We start from the raw sequence: 19,371 nt of genomic DNA on the forward strand, positions 1-19,371 counted from the left end.
AAAAGAGGGAGTAGGGAGTAGGGAGGGGGGGAGGGGGGGGGTGGGGGAGTGGGGGAGGGGGGGAGTGGGGGAGTGGGGGAGGGAATATTTTTAACAAAGGGATTAATAATTACTCTTATTCAGTATAAAATTTCAACAAAAATGTACTTTTTTATACCATAAATCCCTAAAAACTTCCCCCTCTCCCCACATTCCTCACACTTCTTTTACCCACTAGCTTTCTGTATGACTAGGGTTTGCGTATGGAAAGTCTTTTTCCTGGGGTAGGAGACAGGAGACAGGAGACAACCCACCCCTCGCCCCTCCCCCTCCCAGGAGGGGGAGACAGGAGGAACGGGGAATGAGCGAGGAAGTTAGGAGTAAGAATTGTTCCTGAATTTTTATGCCCAACTATGCGCCTAAAATACTAACTTTTTGAGCGTTTTAGACGTGATACCAGGTACTTTTTAAAGGCCCCAAAAAGGCACTTGTCTTTATATGTCAATGCTTTTAGATTTAATCAGCAAGCCCTAACTAAGTCTAAAATCAAACTCCTATTTCTCTATACTTCTTCCCTCGACAACTTTTTTGCGTTGAATAAAAAGTCATGCGTAGGGGCGAATTCTACCCAATAACATAATAGTACCACATTTTTTTGATTTTGAGAATCCTATTAGCTTCCATCCAGGGTTCTTCTGGTGCTTCACACAATGATAATTTCTATCATATCAGTAGGATAAATCTTCAGTAATAGAAACTCATAATTAATAGACATCTCTAGAAAATAGGGAGTAGGGAGTAGGGAGTAGGGAGTAGGGAGTAGGCAGAAAGAATTAATGATTTATGTAGGAGAATTAAATTGATTTTTTATTATTGGAGATGTCTAATCAAGTTGCAAATGTTTAAGCTGATAACTTTTATTTAATTTTGTCCGATCAAAATAATTGGGTCGCGCAACCCCGCCTTTTAAGGCGAAATATTTTTGGAGCTTTTCTCAAATGCCCGTTACAAAAATAACTTCTGACTTCTGACTTCTGACTTCTGACTTCGTTAAAGATACCCTCAATTTTAGAGCGTGAAAATTGATACTATAATAGTTGTACTTCTGCTCAACAATAAACATTAAAGTAACTTAACAGGACAATTATGGAATCAACAACAACTCAATCAAATACCTCAAATATGGATATGCCAAAATATGGTTTACCAGTGACAATAATTACAGGTTTTCTTGGTAGTGGCAAAACCACTTTACTCAACCATATATTGCAAAATCAACAGGGTGTAAAAACTGCTGTTTTAGTCAATGAATTTGGAGAAATTGGTATTGATAATGAATTAATTGTTTCTGCCAATGGAGATGACACAATGGTAGAACTTAGTAATGGTTGTGTTTGCTGCACTATTAATGAAGATTTAGTTAATGCTGTTTATCAAGTTTTAGAAAGACCAGACAAAATTGATTATATAGTTGTAGAAACTACTGGTGTAGCTGACCCATTACCAGTAGCTTTAACTTTTTTAGGTACTGAATTACGAGATATGACTCGCCTAGATTCAATTATTACTTTGGTCGATGCTGCTAACTACAGTCTTGATTTGTTTAATAGTCAGGCAGCATATAGTCAAATAGTTTATGGTGATATTATTTTGTTAAATAAAACTGACCTAGTTGAAAAGACAAATTTAGACTTAGTAGAAATGAAAATTAGAGATGTTAAAAAAGATGCGAGAATTATGAGGACTAGCCAATCACAAGTAGCTTTGCCGTTAATTCTAAGTGTGGGTTTGTTTGAGTCGGAGAAGTATTTTGAAATAGAAGAAGAAGCTCATAGCCATGACCATGACCATGACCATGACCATGACCATGACCATGACCATGAACATCATCATCACGGCCATAACCATGACCATGACCATCATCATCACGGCCATGACCACGACCATGACCATCATCATCACGACCATGACCACGGCCACCATCATTCCAACCATTTAGAAAATGATGGTTTTACTTCTATTTCTTTTCAAAGTGACAAGCCTCTTTCTCTTAAGAAATTCCAATATTTTTTGGATAATAAATTGCCTGAAAATATTTTCCGAGCAAAGGGAATTTTGTGGTTTGAAGAAAGCCCTCTACGACATATTTTTCATTTGAGTGGTAAGCGGTTTACTATTAATGATGATGAGTGGAAAGGTACTCCTAAAAATCAGTTAGTTTTGATTGGTCAAAATTTAGAACATGATAAGTTGCGATCGCAATTAGAAGACTGTGTTATTGCTTAAAAAGTTATTCAGAAGGAAGAAGAAAGAAGGAAGAAGGAAGAAGGAAGAAGGTAATAAATTTGACTTGAAATTCCTACAAGCAAAAAATACTTTCTCTCTTCTTTTTCTAGAATAGGAAGTGCTGCACATTGATTTTGCCTAGGAAAATAGACATCTCCAAAAAAAACAAATAAAATCAATTATTATCCATAAATTATCAATTATTTCTCTCTGTTACCCGTTCCCTCTTCTCTCTTTCGGAGGAGATGTCTAATTATTATAGTGAAGTTAAAAGCAAAAGTTAAAAATTAGGAATGAGGAAATAATTTAATGTTTAATAATGAACAAATTTCTTTGTTTCCTAAATCCTAAATCTAACTGAATAATACCCAATTCACGCATTTTTGCTACATCTTCTTGAGAGCAGGGAGTAGGGAGTAGGGAGTAGGAGAACAACGAATAAGATATCTTTACTTTATAGAAATAATGCCTAAAAACATTACTTAATCTGTAAGCATTCAGCTATTAGCATTCAGCTATCAGCTTTTTAAAGAGTCAAGCAAAGACTAAGGTTAGCTGACAGAAATATTTCATTCATAACTTTTAATTCTCCTTGACGACTAATTCCTTCTTCCAAGATAATGAGTTAATAATTCATAGCTGATAGCTGACGGCTGAATGCTTACCTTAATCTGACTTATTACTTATTTAATTTAACAAGGAAGAAGAAAGAAGGAAAGACCGAATAACCCAATGGACGGGGATAGTCAACAACCTACCACTTCCTGTTTTATAACCCCAATAAGCTTGTCAACACCCTGTAAATGGCGGGGTATTAAACCCAAAATCAAAAGATTATGAAAAGAGTAGAAAATAGTAAGTCTTCCTTACCGAATAATTAAGGTTTAAACCTACATTCCGCACTTCAGATTGTAACATTAATAGTAGTATATAAATCCGTACCTTGGTAGGTATTTATACTATGCAAATCATCTTAATTACTTTTTTCGTCGATCAAATTCCGAGTAAAAAATTTACGCATAAATACTTGCTATACATGATTACTTAATCACAGTAGCTATAATTTTCTTCTAAAATTCTGTCTCCTGTCTCCTGTCTCCTGTCTCCTTCTTGTATACTACATTTTGTGGTGCGGAATGTGGGTTTAAAGCCTCTCCTTTGAAGGATAAAAAAGAAAAAATTTTCCTTTTAGTCAATCCTCTTATTTTCAAGGAGAGGTCATTTCAGTTATCAGTTATCAGTTAGCCTCCTCCGGAGGAACTGCGGACTTCAGTACCTCTGCAATAAGGAGACAAAAAAATACGGAATTCTCTTTTTTATCCCTTTAAAAGGGGAGGCTTTAGACCACAATTTTTCGGTAAATTATACTAATTTAGATTTATTATTGCTCCCTAGTTTCTTCTTTGCCAAAAGAAAAAATTATGTAAGCATTCAGCACTCAGCCATCAGCTATCAGCTATTGATTTATTACTTTTTTAATAGGAATTAGTATTGATAGATCTAAGGAGAATTAAAAGTATTGAAAAAAAACTGACCTTGACTATGGAGACTGTATATTCATTATTTATGAAACATCTAAAAGTTGAGTGCTAATAGCTGAATGGTTACAAAATTATTTTTAACCTTTAACTTTTTTTGTTATGCGAGTTGTGATCCAAAGAGTGAACTTTTCTCAAGTAAAAGTAAATGGAGAAATTATCGGTAAAATTGGCAAAGGATTAAATTTACTTGTAGGTATTGCGACTACTGATACAGAAGTAGAAATAGATTGGATGGTGCGTAAATGTTTAGATATTCGTTTATTTCCTGACCAAAATAGTAATAGTAACCGTTGGGAAAAATCAGTCAAAGATATAAATGGTGAGTTGTTAATAATTAGTCAATTTACTCTTTATGGAGACTGTCGCAAAGGTCGTCGTCCATCTTTTGATAATGCGGCATCTCCTGAAGTTGCTAAACAACTTTACCAGCTATTTGTAGACCGATTAAAATTGAGCTGCTTAAAGGTAGAAACTGGTATATTTGGAGCAATGATGGAAGTTGAAATTGATAATGATGGTCCGGTAACTCTATTGTTAGAAAGAGAAGCTACTTCAACAATTAATAATTAATAATTAATAATTAATAATTAGGGCTTGCTGATTAAATCTAAAAGTATTGACATATAAAGACAAGTGCCTTTTTGGGGTCAAAAAAAGTACCTGGTTTTCAGCTCTTCATGCTCAAAAAGGAGCATATTTTAGGCGCATAGTTGGGTAGAAAAATCAAGGGACAATTCTTTCTCCTACCTCTTCTAAATTCCCATTTCTCCTGTTCCCCTCCTGGGAGGGGGAGGGGCGAGGGGTGGGTTGTCTCCTGTCTCCTACAAAGAGCAAAAATACTTTATTCAGCAAGCCCTAATTAATTAGGGTTTGCTGATTAAATCTAAAAGTATTTACAGATAAAAGTAAGTGCATTTTTAGGGCGAAAAAAGTGTAATTTTTTAAGCTTGAGCGACCAAAAAATTAGGATAAAAGGCAGAATAATTGCAGAAAAATCAAGGGATAAAATATCCGACTAACTCCCCTAAATTTCCCATTCCTCCTGACTTCCCCTCCTGGGAGGGGCTGGAGGTGGGTTTACTCCTACTTCATACCAAAAAACTTCCATAAGCAAACCCTAATTATCACAATATTTAATAAAATCTCTATGAATTAAGCTATTTTTTCCACCACAAAAAATATCTCTATACCTAATTCTCTGTTGCCTATTTACTTTTTCTAAAAAGGATTTTCATAACTTAAATGTAAACTCTATATAAATGGGATAAATAAAATTTCGGGTTGACGAACCAAGATAGGGGTATTTCCACACCATTTTTTTTCAATGGTCGAGGCAAAATTAATGTTATAGTACTATAGCTAATGGAATTACCTCATAAACAGGTATCATCTTGATATCATAATTGTTAAATTAGGGTAGTTCTAAACTTAAAAATTTAGTTAATATAATTTTAGATTTTAAATAAGGAAAGCTATGGGATTTTTTGATTCAGAAGTAGTTCAACAGGAAGCTAAACAATTATTTGAGGATTATCAATCCTTAATTAAGGTAGGAAGTGACTATGGTAAGTTCGACCGAGAAGGTAAAAAGATTTATATTGAAAAGATGGAATCTATTATGGAGCGCTACCGTATTTTTATGAAGCGCTTTGAATTATCAGAAGATTTCATGGCTCAAATGACTATGGAACAACTTAAAACTCAGTTAAATCAATTTGGCATTAGTCCTCAACAAATGTTCGATCAAATGCACACTACTTTAGAAAGAATGAAGTCTGAATTAGAAAAACAGTCTTGATTTTATCGATATAAATAATTATTTAATATTTTAAGCAAATTATTTCAAACAGTTTAGGAAAAAACTATTTACTTTTTGAAGTTATAGGAATAAACGGTTTTCTTTCCTTGGCTGAATGACGGTATTATTTTAAGCAATGGGGAGTCACTTTCAATCTATCTGAAAATGTTGCAAGATGACTCTCGTTATAATCTTCGATTTAGCGGGAGATGAATTGCAGCTTAAAATTAATTGAGCGGTAGCGAATCCCTATTTTAGGTAGCTTTGGCAGGTTTTTCCAACAGTCTTGAATTACTTCCGACATTGATACTTGTATTACTCTTGCATAATATTCTAGTCTAGACTTTTCATCATCCGTTAATCTTACCATTAAATTATTTCTTCGCGCCCATTGGCAAGTTGCTAAATCTACAATAAAATATCAGTATGTTCAGAAAGTAATAAATTGTCAATGATTACTTTGACTTACCAGTACAAACTTAAGCCGAATAAGCAACAGGAATCTGATATTAATCATATTCTTGATATCTGTAAAAGCGTGTATAACTATGGCTTAAGAGAGCGTAAAGACTGGCTAAATTCAAGAAAGTCACCAATTAATAGTTGTTCAATTGTTTCTGAATATATTATCTCTGCTGATGCAGCTTATCCTAATTACAATCATCAAGCCAAAAACCTAACAATAGCTAAGAAGACTAATACTAAATTAAAGTCAGTTAATGCTCAAGTTTTACAACAAACTTTAAAGACTTTAGATAGAGCATTTTCTGACATGAAATCCCTTGGTAAAGGTTTTCCTAGATTTAAGAAAAAATTGAGAAGTTTTATTTTTCCTGCAATGCTCAAGAATTGCTTAGGCAATAATAGAGTTAAACTACCTCAACTAGGTTGGATAAAAATAAGACAAAGTAGGCAATACCCAAATGCTTTTCAAGCTAAACAAGCTAGGATAGTCAAAAAAGCAACTGGTTATTATTTGATGATTACTTTTACTTCATCAGAGTCAGCTCCAGATCATCCAGTAGGCAAAAAGTCATTAGGAATAGATGCAGGTATAGAAAGTTTTGTAGCTACTTCAACTGGAAAATTAATCAAATCTCCTAAGTTTTTATTGAGTAAACTACGCGAGCTTAAATTGCTGCAAAGAAGACTTAAGAAAAAAAACAAGGGGTCAAATAATTGGTTAAAACTTCGTATGGAAAATAGCTAGACTATATGAAAAAATAGCTAATACTAGACATGATTGGCATTTCAAACTAGCTCATCAACTTTGTGATTTAACAGACAATATTTTTGTTGAAGATATTAACTTTAAATCTTGGTCTAGAGGTATTGTCAGAAAACAATCTAATGACAGTGGTATCGGTCAATTTATTAATGAAATACTTCCTTATATCTGCTGGAGCCGAGGCAAGTATTATGCCAAAGTTGATAAGAATTATACCTCTCAAGAATGTCCTAAATGTGGGCATAGAAACAAGAAAAAACTCTCACAGAGAAATCACAATTGCAGCAACTGTGGATATCAAATAAATCGTGATATAGCTGCTGCACCCACCCCCATCCCCTCCCGGGAGGGGAGCAAGAGGGGTGGGTGAGGTTTAATAGCCGTGGGGCACGCGGTTTAAAGAGAAAGCTTGTGGAGATGGTCTGGCGGGGGTACAACTCAACTTGTTTGATTTGTTACCTAGTTAAGAATCTGAGAAACAAGAATCCCCCCTTATAATCGAGCGATTTAACGGCGGGAGTGTCAAGGCCTATCAAACTTATATGCTGGAGGAAAATATTCTCGGCGCTGGCCACTCAAAGCTTGGTTCATAAAATCACGCCAGATCGGTGCAACAGTAGTACCACCAGTAGCACCATAATTCAGAGGCCGATAATCATCATTACCCACCCAAACAGCCGTTGCCAACTGAGGCGTATAACCTACAAACCAAACATCTCGCTCAGAAGAAGTCGTACCAGTTTTTCCAGCGGCCTGACGACCAATCTTAGCTCTAGTAGCAGTACCTCGTTCAATTACCCCCACCAATACACTATTAAGTGACGCGACAGCCCATTGATTTAAAACCAACTTAGGTTTAGGAGTATTATCCAACAACACATTTCCACTGGTATCTGTCACCTGTACAATAAAAGTAGTATCAGAATGCCAACCATTATTAGCAAAAGTCGCATAAGCACCCGCCATCTCCAGAGGTGTCAAATCAACCGAACCAAGTGGTAAAGAAATAACAGGTTCCATCGGACTCTTAATCCCTAAAATGCGACAAACCTCAATTACCTTATTAAGCCCAACATATTGACCAATTTTCACCGCTGGTATATTCAAAGAAGACTCCAAAGCCTTACGAATACTAACAGAGCCAGAATATCCACCGCCATAATTTCGAGGAGAGTAATAACCATTACCATCTGGATAACTAACTCGAGTATCAGACACAATTGAATATGGGGAATATCTACCCGAAGCAAAAGCAGTGTAATAAACAAAAGGCTTAAAAGCAGAACCTGGTTGCCTGCGAGCTTGAACAGCACGATTATATTGACTACTCTTAAAATCTGCCCCACCAACCATTGCCCGTACAAAGTGGGTGCGTGGATCAACTGCCACTAATGCCATTTGACCTTTGTCCCAACTCCGATAAGTCCCACGGTAATATAAAATTTGATGCCATTCAGTCACGGTTTTTTCGGCCATCCGTTGGAAATTCATATCAATGGTCGTTTGTATCCGCATTCCTCCCTTGAGAACAGCATCTTTACCAAACCTCTCAGTTAACTCCTGAACAACTGCCTCAGTAATATAAGGAAGTTCACTCTGGCGAAAAGAGGTAACTTTACCCACTAATAATCGTTGCTTGAGAGCCTCTGCTTCCTCTTCAGCAGTAATCCAATTAAGTTCGCGCAGTCTTGCTAAAACTGTGGCCTGACGTTGCTTGGATTTTTGGTAATTAATAAATGGACTATACTCTTCTGGCGCAGGAATCATACCTGCCATTAAAGCCGCTTCAGCCAAAGTTAAATCTTTGGAGGATTTATTAAAATAGCTTTTTGCTGCAGTCTCAACTCCATAGAGATTATGACCCCAGTAAATTTGATTGAGGTACAATTCTAAAATTTCGTTTTTATCGAGAATTTGTTCCATCCTAATTGCCAAAACTGCTTCAGCCACTTTCCGACTGAGTTTGGCTGTTGGGGAGAGAAACAAATTTTTCACCAACTGCATAGTAATAGTAGAACCACCTTCAACTGTTCTACCCCGCTCTAAGTTGGCCACAAAAGCACGCATAATTCCGATAGGATAGATTCCGTAGTGATTGTAGAAGTTACTATCCTCGATCGCTAGAACTGCTCGTTTTAAGTCTGGAGAAATTTGGTTTAGGGGAATTACTTCTCGGTTGGCCTCGTCATGGAGACTTGCCAATGGTCTACCTTTGACATCATATATATGAGTTGTTTCTGAAGGTGTGTAATTTTTTAGTACCCGAACATCCGGAAGATTACGAAAGCTGATTGCTAAACCTACCAGTCCACCAGCTACTAATGAGCTAGTCAGCATGGTGATGCCTAGTACAGTACCTGCTGTTACCTTACTGACAGATTGAACAAATTCAAAGACTGGTGAAATTTCAGACTGAGATTTTGTAGTTTGCTTATGTGGGAGGGCGTTGGTGGACACTTTGATTTAACTTCCTTGACGAAATTTCATATTTGAGCAGTCCTATTGATATTCCTCTGGCTGAAGCACAGGGGATTGTTAAGCAATCCAAAACTGGATTCTTAAAGGCACGATCAAACTGCCTCTACTGACTTCTTTAAGGGAAAACCTTAAAGTTGCCGTTACTTTTTTGAGGATGTTAGCTGTGCCATTGCAATCGGCATTAACTAACAAATTTATATTTCTCACAGGTTTAACTTTGAAATTATATAGTCCAATTTTGGCTAAAGGCAATAGAAAACGTATAATCTAAACTATGTCTTAGCTTAACAAAACTCTAAATAGGGCTTGCTGATTAAATATCACGCGCATTGACAGATATTGGTTTTCGGCAATTTATGTCTGGAAAAAGTATGAGCTTTTGAGAAGTTCTGGTTAAAAAAGTGAGGATTTTCACCGAAGCAAAAGCCGAAAAATCACTCTTACTATTGTTTTGGCCACTGACTCTATAATTCCCGTTTATTCTACGTTCTAACTACTGCCTACTGTCTACAAAGAGCAAAAAGACTTTATTCAGCAAGCCCTAAATATAGAGTTGCTTAATAACTTAAACCATCAGTTTCTTGAGATTTAACTCCCAACTAGATTCGGCAAGGGGTCTCCCGTTATAATCTCCGATTTAACGGGAGAGAACTTCACAATCAAGCTATATCAATAAATTCAAACTAAATAATGACTGATAAATTTACATGGCTGCGTCGCGGTATCAGTGAAATTTTTCCAGATAGACCAGATTCTACAAACCCTGATGAAAACTTACTTCAAAGATTGGCCAACTCAGACCGACCTTTGCGAGTTAAATTAGGAATTGACCCCACAGGGGCAGATATCCATTTAGGTCATAGTATTCCGGTTCGCAAACTCCGGGCATTTCAGGATGCTGGACATACAGCAGTATTAATCATAGGAGATTTTACCGCCAGAATTGGCGACCCTACAGGGAAATCTGAAGTCCGAAAACAGTTAACTTCCGAGCAGGTGCGGGAAAATGCCAAAACTTATTTAGAGCAAGTCCGGCCAATATTGGATTTTGACACGCCAGGGCGGTTGGAAATTCGCTACAACTCAGAATGGCTTTCTAAATTAGACTTGGCAAATATTCTGGAACTTTTGGCAACAATGACGGTGGGGCAGATGTTGGCAAAGGAGGGTTTTGCTCTTCGTTATCAGCAGGAAAGCCCTATCTATATCCATGAGTTTCTTTATCCTTTGATGCAAGGTTATGATTCTGTGGCTGTGGATGCTGATGTGGAGTTGGGGGGTACTGACCAAAAGTTTAATATTGCTGTGGGACGAGATTTACAACGGCATTTTGGTAAAAAAACTCAGTTTGGTCTGTTAATGCCGATTTTGTTGGGGACTGATGGGGTACAGAAAATGTCTAAGTCTCTGGGAAATTATGTGGGTTTATCGGAAGACCCTCTGAGTATGTATTCCAAGTTGGAAAAAATTCCTGATGACCAGATAGAACAGTATTTTGAATTATTGACTGATTTATCTCTGGATGAATTGCCAGAAAATCCTCGCGAAAGACAAAAGTTGTTGGCTTTGGATATTGCGTCTCAGTACCACGGTAGGGAAACTGCTTTGTCAGCTCAACAAACGGCTTTGAAAGTGGTGCTTGAGGGAGATATGAGTCAAACTGAGGCAGTGCCAGAGTTTTCTTTGGCTACTGTGGAGTTTCCAGCGAAGTTCTTTTATGTTGTTAGTGCTAGTGGTTTGTGTAAGAGTAGCTCTGAAGCTAGGAAAAAAATTGCCGGGGGAGCTGTACGTTTGGATAACGACCGTATATCAGACCAGAATTTGACTTTTGACTCTCCGGCAGACCTTGATGGTAAGATTCTACGGGTGGGTAAGAAAAATTTTGTCCGCTTGGTGAAGGATTAATTAATACTTTTGTTTAGACTCAAAGTCTGAAAAAATTAGTAAAGAGAAATTTTGACTCAGATGAAGGGGAATTTCTCTTGGTGAAAATTATTCAAAACTATAACGTCTTAGTTTTTTGTTTGATTGCCGAAAATTATAGATAACTGAGAATTAATCAATACTTTTGCTCAGACTCAAAGTCTGAAAAAATTATTCAATAATTGATAATTGATAATGGATAATTGATAATTACCTCTCCCTAAAAGGAAGAGGATTGAATAAAAGGAAAATTTTTTCTTGTTTCCCCTTGAAAGGGGAGGCTTTAAACCTAAATTATTTAATTATTTAATTATTTAATTATTAATTCTTCGGTAAAGAGAAATTCTGACTCAGATGAAGGGGAATTTTTCTTGGTGAAAATTATTCAAAACTATAACGTCTTAGTTTTTTGTTTGATTGCCGAAAAATAGACGAGTGAAAATTAATCAATACTTTTGCTCAGACTCATGGTCTGAAAAAATTAGTAAAGAGAAATTCTGACTCAGATGAAGGGGAAAATCTCTAGGCAGAAATGACTCAAAACTTTGACGTTCTCCTCTGCCTAAAGGCAAGAGGATTCTAAATATCACTATGCTCGACTTTCTCTTTCGTCGAGTCGGCTTATCTATTTGGGTTTCCCCATCCAGACAGAGGCCAGTCTCTCCAGAGATGTTACTTTCCCCGCGCCCCGGGGTAGTTGATAGTTGCTTGAGAGCAGATTGGAGAGTATTAACTGCGGCATTTGCCTCCTACGGAGGAGCTACGCTAACGTCCCTATCTGCTTCATAACCACAGTGAGGACATTTATGAGTTCTAGTGCTTAGAGTTTTGCTTACTTTTTTACCGCAGTTTGAGCAGTTTTGAGAAGTATTGAATGGCTCAACTGCAATAACTGGAATGCCATAAATGCTACCAAAATACTCTAACCATTCCCTGAATTTATACCAAGCTGCATCATTAATTGATTTGGCCAAATGATGATTTTTAACCATGTTACGCACTTTTAGGTTTTCTATCGCTACCAAGTCGTTAGACCGGATGACGTGCTGCGCTTGTTTACAAGCCCAATCGTTACGTCTGCGTGATACCTTAAGATGCGCTTTACCTAACCGATTCCTCGCTTTGATCCTGTTTTTACTACCTTTTTTAGTACCAGATAAACGCTTCTGTAGCTTTTTGATTTTGAGCTCATCCTTTCTTAAAAACCGAGGATTATCAACTTTCTTTCCTTCAGAATCGGTGTAGAAACGATTTAAACCTACATCTAATCCTGTTTGCTTTCCTGTTAATTCTTTTTTTTCCTCCCTGGTGTGGTCAATCAAAAACTGAGCATAATAACCGTCATACCTTCTAATTATTCTGACTCGTTTAATTTGTTTGAGTTGATAATAATGAAGGTTGCGACTTCCCCATAGTTTAAAAGTACCAGCTTCAAATTTATCAGTTAACACCAAATAACGTCTATCTTCCGACAATTTGGTGGAGTCGAAGTTTTGTACTCTACTGATGCTCTAACCTGATACTTTTTAAACTTAGGATACCCTTTTTTACCAGGCACTTTAGCTTTACAGTTTTTGTAGAATCTTTCAATAGCTGCCCAAGCCCTCTCAGCATGAGCTTGTCTTGCCATTGAATTCAGCTTTTTTGCCCAGGGAAAATTTATATTATCTGCTAAGATTTTACAGTATTTGTAGGCATCACTACGACTCTTAACCTGCCCGTCAATCCATGCTTTGATGATGCTATTGCGGACAAAACGTCCGGTACGAATAGCCTCATCCAGCTTTTCGTATTGGACTTTTTCTCCTTCTAATTTCATCTCATAAACCAGCATGGTTTGATTGTTTTTACCTACGATAATGTTGTAGCATTAAAAGCCAGAAAATGACAACTAACTTGGCAAAAAAGCCGTCCTGAAAGGACAGGGCTTTAAACCCATTTTTTTCGGTAACGAAAGTGATGAGTATTAATAAAATTATCGTTCCGTTGGATGTTCCGACTGAGGTAGCAGCGATCGCTCTGATAGACAAATTACCGGAAATAATCTGGTGGAAGGTTGGTCTAGAATTGTTTGTTAGTTGTGGCCCAAAAATTATCTCAATTCTCAAGGAACGTCAGAAGCGGATTTTTTTGGATTTAAAGTTTCACGATATTCCTAATACTGTTGCTGGAGCTTGTCGAGCTGCTGCTACTTATGGTGTCGATTTATTGACTATCCATGCTACTGCTGGCAGAGTGGCTTTGACTGCTGCTCAAGAAGCTGTTGTGGAAGGGGCAAAAGTTACAGGACAAAACCCACCGAGGTTAATTGCTATTACTATTTTGACCAGTTTGACTTCTCGTGATGTGGCTTTTGACCTGAAAATTCCTCTGGAGTTGCCAGAGTATGCTTTGCAGATGGCTTTGTTGGCTCAGGAATCTGGTTTAGGTGGGGCGGTTTGTTCTCCTCAAGAGGTGGAACAGTTAAGACGAGTTTGTGGGAATGATTTTTTGTTGGTTTGTCCGGGAGTGAGACCAACTTGGGCGGAGAAAGGAGACCAGAAGCGATCGCTTACTCCTCGTCAGGCTATTAAGGCTGGTGCTGATTATCTTGTTATTGGCCGACCTATTACTGCTGCTGCTTACCCGAAAGGGGCTTTGGAGCGCATTTGTCAGGAAATTTAAAGGGCGTTTTACTAAAAATATTGCTATGTTTGATGCTCGATTGTTTCAAACATCACTTCAGATAAATAGTACTATATTTAGGTTGAACAAAAAGTCATGCGTAGGTGCGAACACCTCCCAATAATTATATACTATCAAAATTTTTGGCAGAATGCAAGGCTAAATATCTTTCGATTTTTTTTGAGCTTCATAAAATGATAAATTACCTTTACCGAAAAATTGGGTTTAAAGCCTCCCCCTTTTAGCTATGCTTTACCCACATATTTCTTAACATAAAACTTGACAAAACTGACAAATTATGGGTAAGTCTTAGTTCGGCTTTTTTGGGAGAAAAATGTATGAAAAAGCACATTTATCTGTGAAATTTTAAATATTTTTACTTAGATACTATGATTTTTTCTCCGTGTCTCCCCCTCTCCGTGTCTCCCCGTCCGCACAAGGGTTTCAGGAGTTATGGGTAAGGGATAGCCCTAAAAGGGGGACTTTATGTCATACTTAAAAAGCGGAAAGGTATTCAACCGCTCTAAAAACCTATAGCTACCGTTCCTTGTAGCGTTTGCACCTTGAAAACTGCGGTCAGACCCCGCGTCGCCGTTAGGCGCAAGGGAATGCTGACCAAGAGAAGAGTTATGGGGTTTTGTACAGGAATGCTTGTACTTAGGAATTGCTCTAAGCAACAAGTATCAGAGAACCAAAGTTTTTTAGGTTTGAACTGTACCGTAGGGCATAGGTCCACAGGCTCTTGGAATAGAGTAAACGCGCAGGCGTGAGAACCATCTCTGGGTTAGATGCTGCAAGGTGTTTAATTTAAGTGGACTCGTTGTTGGCGTAGCCTTGCGTCAGCAAACCAAGAATCCTGGTTTCAGGAGAATCTCCGCGCCTTTAGGCCGGAGAGTATGTCAATTCTAAGCTATTCCTCATCCTCATACCAATTATTTAAAATATTGCTTGCTACAACAGTCGCGATTAATTACCGTTAGGAAATTCTCAAATCCTCAAACTTATTAAATTTTTGGAAAAAACTGCTGAACAGTAAATATTTTTCAGACATGATAACTTTCAGGGAAATGGAAATATCAATCTGAAAATCCTAGAGGCGAATGCTATTTTATTTGAAAATATTCATTTCTATAATCACGATTATTAGTACAGTTAGTGACGATTTATCTTTACCTAATTCCCTATTTTTGACGATTGACAATTATTTGATGGTCAGAAAAAGACGACCTAGAAGACCTAGAATAGAAATAGAAAAAATAGAATCAACTGAGCCTCCGAAACAAAAATCTACTTGCCCAGAAAATTCTGAGGATTTAGAAATTATAGCCGCAGATTTAATATTAGATTTACCTGGTTATGTTAATCGTGAAATTCAACGCGATCGCCAATCAAATGAAGATTATTTAGAACGGAATATAGTTATAGCAGGCCGTCCTGAGTTTGAACCTTTACCAATAGATGATATGCCTTTTTTTCAGGAGGATATTAATCAAATTTTTCTGACAACTTTAGAAAGGCAATATCGAGATAGTCAGGTAGTTGAATTACAAAAATTTCATTGGTTATTTCTGAAGAAAAGTCAGAGACAATGGGAGTTAGTTAATATGTTTTCTATAGAAGAAAGTTTCCCAGGAAATTTACCACCACAACCAGAAGATAGTAGTAATGGAGTATTTGCTAGAGGTATTAGAGTTTGGTTAGAAAAATGTTATTTTGAAGATAGGAGTCAGGAGACAGAATGAGGAATGATATGAGTGCATCTCATATTTGCAAAAATACTTTCTTCCTATATATTCCCTATTCTCTATTTCCTATTCCCTGTTGCCTAAAAGCGATAATTTTTTGGCTTTATTCAAAATTGAGACGCACTCAATAATATAGGGTTTGCGTATGGAAAGTCTTTTAGTAGTTGTAGGAGACAGGAGACAGTAGACAGGAGACAGGAGACAGGAGAAATGGGAATTATAGAGGAGGTAGTCGGAAAAATTGTAAGAGTGATTTTTCTGCCATAATTGTCCAAAAATACTAGCTTTATGCAGCTCTTTGAGCCGAAAAGCTGGCACTTTTTTAGAGCAAAAAATGCGCTCAACCTTTATATGTCAATGCTTTGGTATTTAATCAGCAAACCCTAATATAGTAAAAGGAAGAAAGCGTTTAGTTATCTAGGCGATTTGTTATCTATAACAGATTGAATACTCTCCTTGCTTAAGCTCAGGAGATTCTAATAAGGTTGTTTCAGGACTGGTTAAAACCTAGTCTTTCTACGTTTTATTCTTATTAACTGACCACAGTCTTATCCTGTGGGGCGAAGTCAAAATCGCCCTAGACACTCCACTCAGGTTCTATCTTAAATATAGATAGGGTTTGCGCTCAAAAGTCTTATGGGTGAGGGTAGAAGACAGGAGACAGGAGTTAGGGGTAGGGGTACTTAGAGGAAGTAGGAGTAAGAATTGTAAGAATAATTTTTCTGCCCAACTATGCGCCTAAAATATGCTCCATGCATGAGCATGAACAGCTGAAACAGGCGCACTTTTTAAAGGCCCCAAAAAGGCACTTGTCTTTAATATGTCAATGCTTTGAGATTTAATCAGCAAGCCCTAGATAGAAAAAAGCAAATGTAGCCCCAGTTTAGTCATATTATATAGAGATTACTATTCTCTTTAGTTACGATAAACGTAGCTTTATTACTGGGGCGGAAGGATTCGAACCTCCGAATGGCTGGACCAAAACCAGCTGCCTTACCGCTTGGCGACGCCCCAATTCGTCAACAGTTACTATATTAACACTTATATCTAGGGATTTGTCAAGGATTTTTTTGAATAATCTTGAAATTTTGAATTTTGAGGATTTAATGTTATTTAAAGAAGCCAAGTTATTAACTAGCTATCAGCGCTTCAGCGCTTCAGCACTTCAGCCTAAAACCTACATTTAAATTACAAAATGTAGTATAAAAGGAGTCAGGAGACAACTCAGCCCTAACCCTCCCAGGAAAGGTAGTACGGCCGATCTCCAACTTTGATGTCGGCAAGGGGTCTCCCGTTATACGAATGTTAACGGGAGGGGAATTGCCGACCAACAAATAAACCGCGTAGCGTCCACTTAGTTTCTTGCATTGTGTGCTTTTTGTGTTATTGGTGACTAAATCAGGGGTAGCGGTAATACGCACCTGATAACAGCACGCTCGAAAACGACATAGAGTATGGGGCTCAATTGGTGAAGTTAAGCGTCAACCCGTGAAAAGGTAAAACTCTTGAGGAAGCGTATCGGAGTACAGAATTGTTTAGTACAAAAAGGCGGTGGGTCTCATCATCTGGTGTCTGTGGAGGGTTAAGTGGTTGCACTCCCTTTGTTTCGCTCCGCGACATGTAACGCCCAGCGTTGCGCCAGCAAAACAGAAAGCCCGCGTCCGTGAGGTGGGGAAGCCTACATCATAATCTTTGATTTGATGTAGGAGAACGTCACAACGGAAACGATTTTTAAACGGGACTTTATATTAATATAACGAAGGCAAAAGGCAGAAGGCAGAAGGCAGAAGTCAGAAGTCATAATTCCCTTTCTTATGTCTCAACCAGCTAAGAATTCTAATTCTTGATTGATTTCTGCTGATAAATTATTCAATAACTGTAATTTACTTCTTAACTTAATTGCCTCCGGTGACTGCTGACTAACCGGAACCTTAATCACTTTTTCTGCCTTTTCTTCATATTCTTCAACTGCTTTTAAAGCTATAGCACTAAAACGACTTAAATAATCTCTAGCAGCATTAGCATAAGCTTGTTTTACCTGCTGCTGATAACTATCTAAATTTTGTGATTTATTCTGTTGATTATCCCTCAAAAAATAGGTCGCACCACCAGCAACTGCAGCACCCATCGGACCTCCTAATAACCAACCTATTCCAGTGGCGATCGCTATATTTCTTACCCCTCCTGATTTTTTGGTTTCTGATGGGGGTGGGGATGGTAAAAAAACTTTAGGAGCTTCAGGAAATGTGATAATTAATTCTGCTGGTTCTTCTTGTTGAAAAAACTCACAAGCTTTATCTATCCATTCGGTAATTTCTTGTTTATATTGAAGAACTTCTGGTCGAAATTTTTCCGACTCCCAAATATTAAAAGTTCTTTGTTCTAAAACTATAGCCAATTCAAATTGATGACGCTCTAGAAGTTTAGTTAAATATAGCCAACTTTGAAAATTTGAACTACTTTTTTGAAAGCCTTGTGTAATTAATTTTTCTGCCCGTTTTTGAATCTCAAATTTTTCACTTTTCCGCTCTTGGATAGCAATTAATTCTTTAGTTACCTCCTTAGCACTAGCCTCCATTACTTGACATAACTGAGAAGCGATCGCCTGTATTCTTGGTAATTGAATATCTATCTTTTTTCCATCAGTTTCCACAATACTTTGTAAAGCAGATTCAAAAGTTACTAAACCTGTTGTTTGTGCCACAGAAACATCTCCTTTTAACCTACCACGCAAAGCAGGCAAAGCATCAACTCGGTATAAATTACTAATATTATTTGGTAGTTCTGAGCGAAAACTTTCTGTCAGAAACCGTATTCTATTGTTAACTTCTTTTTGTTCATCTTGGGAGAGTAAATTCATAAAATTAACGACAAAAACTACTGTCTTAATACCTCTTTCCCACAACCAATCTCTGAGATTTTCTTGCTCTCCTAAAGTCATCAAACTTCTGGCATCTAAAACCTGTACTACTAAATCGGCAGTTAACAATTTATCCTGCACCAAAATATCTTGAGCTTCTCGGTCATTTGTTCCTGGTAAATCTAAAAACTCAACTCCTCTTTTCAAGAAAGGATGAGGGCAATAAACTTCTACTGAAGTCACATCATCTCTCATTCGACGGTTATTATCTAGTACTGCATATTGTTTGAGGATGTCCGTACCAGCTTCATAAATTTTACTTCCATCTTTCAGATTAATTTTAGTCTGTAACTCTGTGCCATATTTTATAGAAATTGCAGCTCCCGTCGTAGGAATTAAATCAATGGGTAGTGTTCTTTGACCTAAAAAAGCATTGAGTAAAGTAGATTTTCCATAATTGAACGGAGCAAAAACAGCAATTTTAAAAGAGGGATTTTTCAGATATTCACAGATAGAAATTATATCTTTTTTCAATTGAGAATCTGGCTCAAGTTCTAACATTCCGATAGCAGAATTAAAATAGCGAATTAAGTTATTAAAATTAGTTTGCAATTCTCACTTATCCTTTTTATAGCCAAACTACATTATTTAATTAGGGCTTGCTGATTAAATCTCAAAGTATTGACTGATATTGGTTTCAGCCTTATTTTGGCCTTTAAAAAGTGCAAGCTTTTCGGTCTAAAAAGCTCATGTATGCTAGTATTTTGGGATGATTATGGCAGAAAAATTATTCTTACAATTCTTACTCCTACCTCATCTAAATTCCCATTTCTCCTGTCTCCCCCTCCCCTCCCAGGAGGGGAGGGGGA

Annotated in this window: 12 protein-coding genes, 1 tRNA gene and 1 pseudogene; 9 read left to right on the plus strand and 5 right to left on the minus strand. The window is 37.2% G+C overall.

The features are described from left to right. Window positions 1–1,125 precede the first annotated feature (1,125 nt). From F6K54_RS20895 to F6K54_RS20915, 5 genes are all read left to right on the plus strand, one after another. Window positions 1,126–2,265 carry a GTP-binding protein gene (locus F6K54_RS20895; protein WP_293081380.1) on the plus strand — a complete coding sequence of 380 codons (1,140 nt, stop codon included), beginning with the start codon at window positions 1,126–1,128 and terminating at the stop codon, window positions 2,263–2,265. Between the two features lie 1,640 nt (window positions 2,266–3,905). Further along, the gene (dtd, locus tag F6K54_RS20900; RefSeq protein WP_293081383.1) at window positions 3,906–4,376 is read left to right on the plus strand and encodes a D-aminoacyl-tRNA deacylase; all 471 of its coding nucleotides are present in this window, start codon (window positions 3,906–3,908) and stop codon (window positions 4,374–4,376) included. Window positions 4,377–5,280: 904 nt separating this feature from the next. Beyond that, window positions 5,281–5,604 carry a DUF1825 family protein gene (locus tag F6K54_RS20905; RefSeq protein ID WP_124142980.1) on the plus strand — a complete coding sequence of 108 codons (324 nt, stop codon included), beginning with the start codon at window positions 5,281–5,283 and terminating at the stop codon, window positions 5,602–5,604. Window positions 5,605–6,055: 451 nt separating this feature from the next. Next, the gene (locus F6K54_RS20910) at window positions 6,056–6,814 is read left to right on the plus strand and encodes a transposase (protein WP_293081387.1); all 759 of its coding nucleotides are present in this window, start codon (window positions 6,056–6,058) and stop codon (window positions 6,812–6,814) included. A 13-nt stretch (window positions 6,815–6,827) separates the two neighbouring features. Then, window positions 6,828–7,202 carry a transposase gene (locus tag F6K54_RS20915; RefSeq protein ID WP_293081401.1) on the plus strand — a complete coding sequence of 125 codons (375 nt, stop codon included), beginning with the start codon at window positions 6,828–6,830 and terminating at the stop codon, window positions 7,200–7,202. A gap of 152 nt (window positions 7,203–7,354) precedes the next feature. Here the strand turns inward: F6K54_RS20915 and F6K54_RS20920 are convergent, their stop codons facing one another. Together F6K54_RS20920 and F6K54_RS20925 are read right to left on the minus strand one after the other, a co-directional pair. Continuing rightward, complete coding sequence (locus F6K54_RS20920; protein ID WP_293081389.1) at window positions 7,355–9,289, minus strand: transglycosylase domain-containing protein; 1,935 nt, start codon at window positions 9,287–9,289, stop codon at window positions 7,355–7,357. A gap of 78 nt (window positions 9,290–9,367) precedes the next feature. Further along, window positions 9,368–9,562 carry a hypothetical protein gene (locus tag F6K54_RS20925; RefSeq protein ID WP_293081391.1) on the minus strand — a complete coding sequence of 65 codons (195 nt, stop codon included), beginning with the start codon at window positions 9,560–9,562 and terminating at the stop codon, window positions 9,368–9,370. A 438-nt stretch (window positions 9,563–10,000) separates the two neighbouring features. Here F6K54_RS20925 and tyrS point away from each other — a divergent pair, with 438 nt between their 5' ends. Further along, window positions 10,001–11,215 carry a tyrosine--tRNA ligase gene (gene tyrS, locus F6K54_RS20930; RefSeq protein WP_293081393.1) on the plus strand — a complete coding sequence of 405 codons (1,215 nt, stop codon included), beginning with the start codon at window positions 10,001–10,003 and terminating at the stop codon, window positions 11,213–11,215. A 788-nt stretch (window positions 11,216–12,003) separates the two neighbouring features. Here tyrS and F6K54_RS20935 read toward each other — a convergent pair. Continuing rightward, a pseudogene (locus F6K54_RS20935) lies at window positions 12,004–13,067 on the minus strand (RNA-guided endonuclease InsQ/TnpB family protein); the annotation flags it as partial. 125 nt (window positions 13,068–13,192) lie between these two features. Here F6K54_RS20935 and pyrF point away from each other — a divergent pair. Both pyrF and F6K54_RS20945 read left to right on the plus strand, forming a co-directional pair. Further along, window positions 13,193–13,897: an orotidine-5'-phosphate decarboxylase gene (gene pyrF, locus F6K54_RS20940; RefSeq protein WP_293081403.1), complete on the plus strand. Its 705-nt coding sequence runs from the start codon at window positions 13,193–13,195 to the stop codon at window positions 13,895–13,897. Between the two features lie 1,112 nt (window positions 13,898–15,009). Continuing rightward, window positions 15,010–15,639, plus strand: coding sequence for a hypothetical protein (locus F6K54_RS20945; RefSeq protein WP_293081394.1), 630 nt, complete (start codon window positions 15,010–15,012; stop codon window positions 15,637–15,639). A 945-nt stretch (window positions 15,640–16,584) separates the two neighbouring features. Here the strand turns inward: F6K54_RS20945 and F6K54_RS20950 are convergent. Then, window positions 16,585–16,656 (minus strand) — tRNA-Gln (locus F6K54_RS20950). Window positions 16,657–17,461: 805 nt separating this feature from the next. After that, window positions 17,462–19,114, minus strand: a complete 1,653-nt coding sequence (locus tag F6K54_RS20955; protein ID WP_293081397.1) for a dynamin family protein — start codon at window positions 19,112–19,114, stop codon at window positions 17,462–17,464. A gap of 69 nt (window positions 19,115–19,183) precedes the next feature. Here F6K54_RS20955 and F6K54_RS20960 point away from each other — a divergent pair. Next, a partial coding sequence (locus F6K54_RS20960; RefSeq protein WP_293081400.1) for a hypothetical protein occupies window positions 19,184–19,371 on the plus strand: 188 nt, incomplete at its 3' end.

The sequence above is a fragment of the Okeania sp. SIO3B5 genome (assembly GCF_010692555.1).
Lineage (GTDB): Bacteria > Cyanobacteriota > Cyanobacteriia > Cyanobacteriales > Microcoleaceae > Okeania.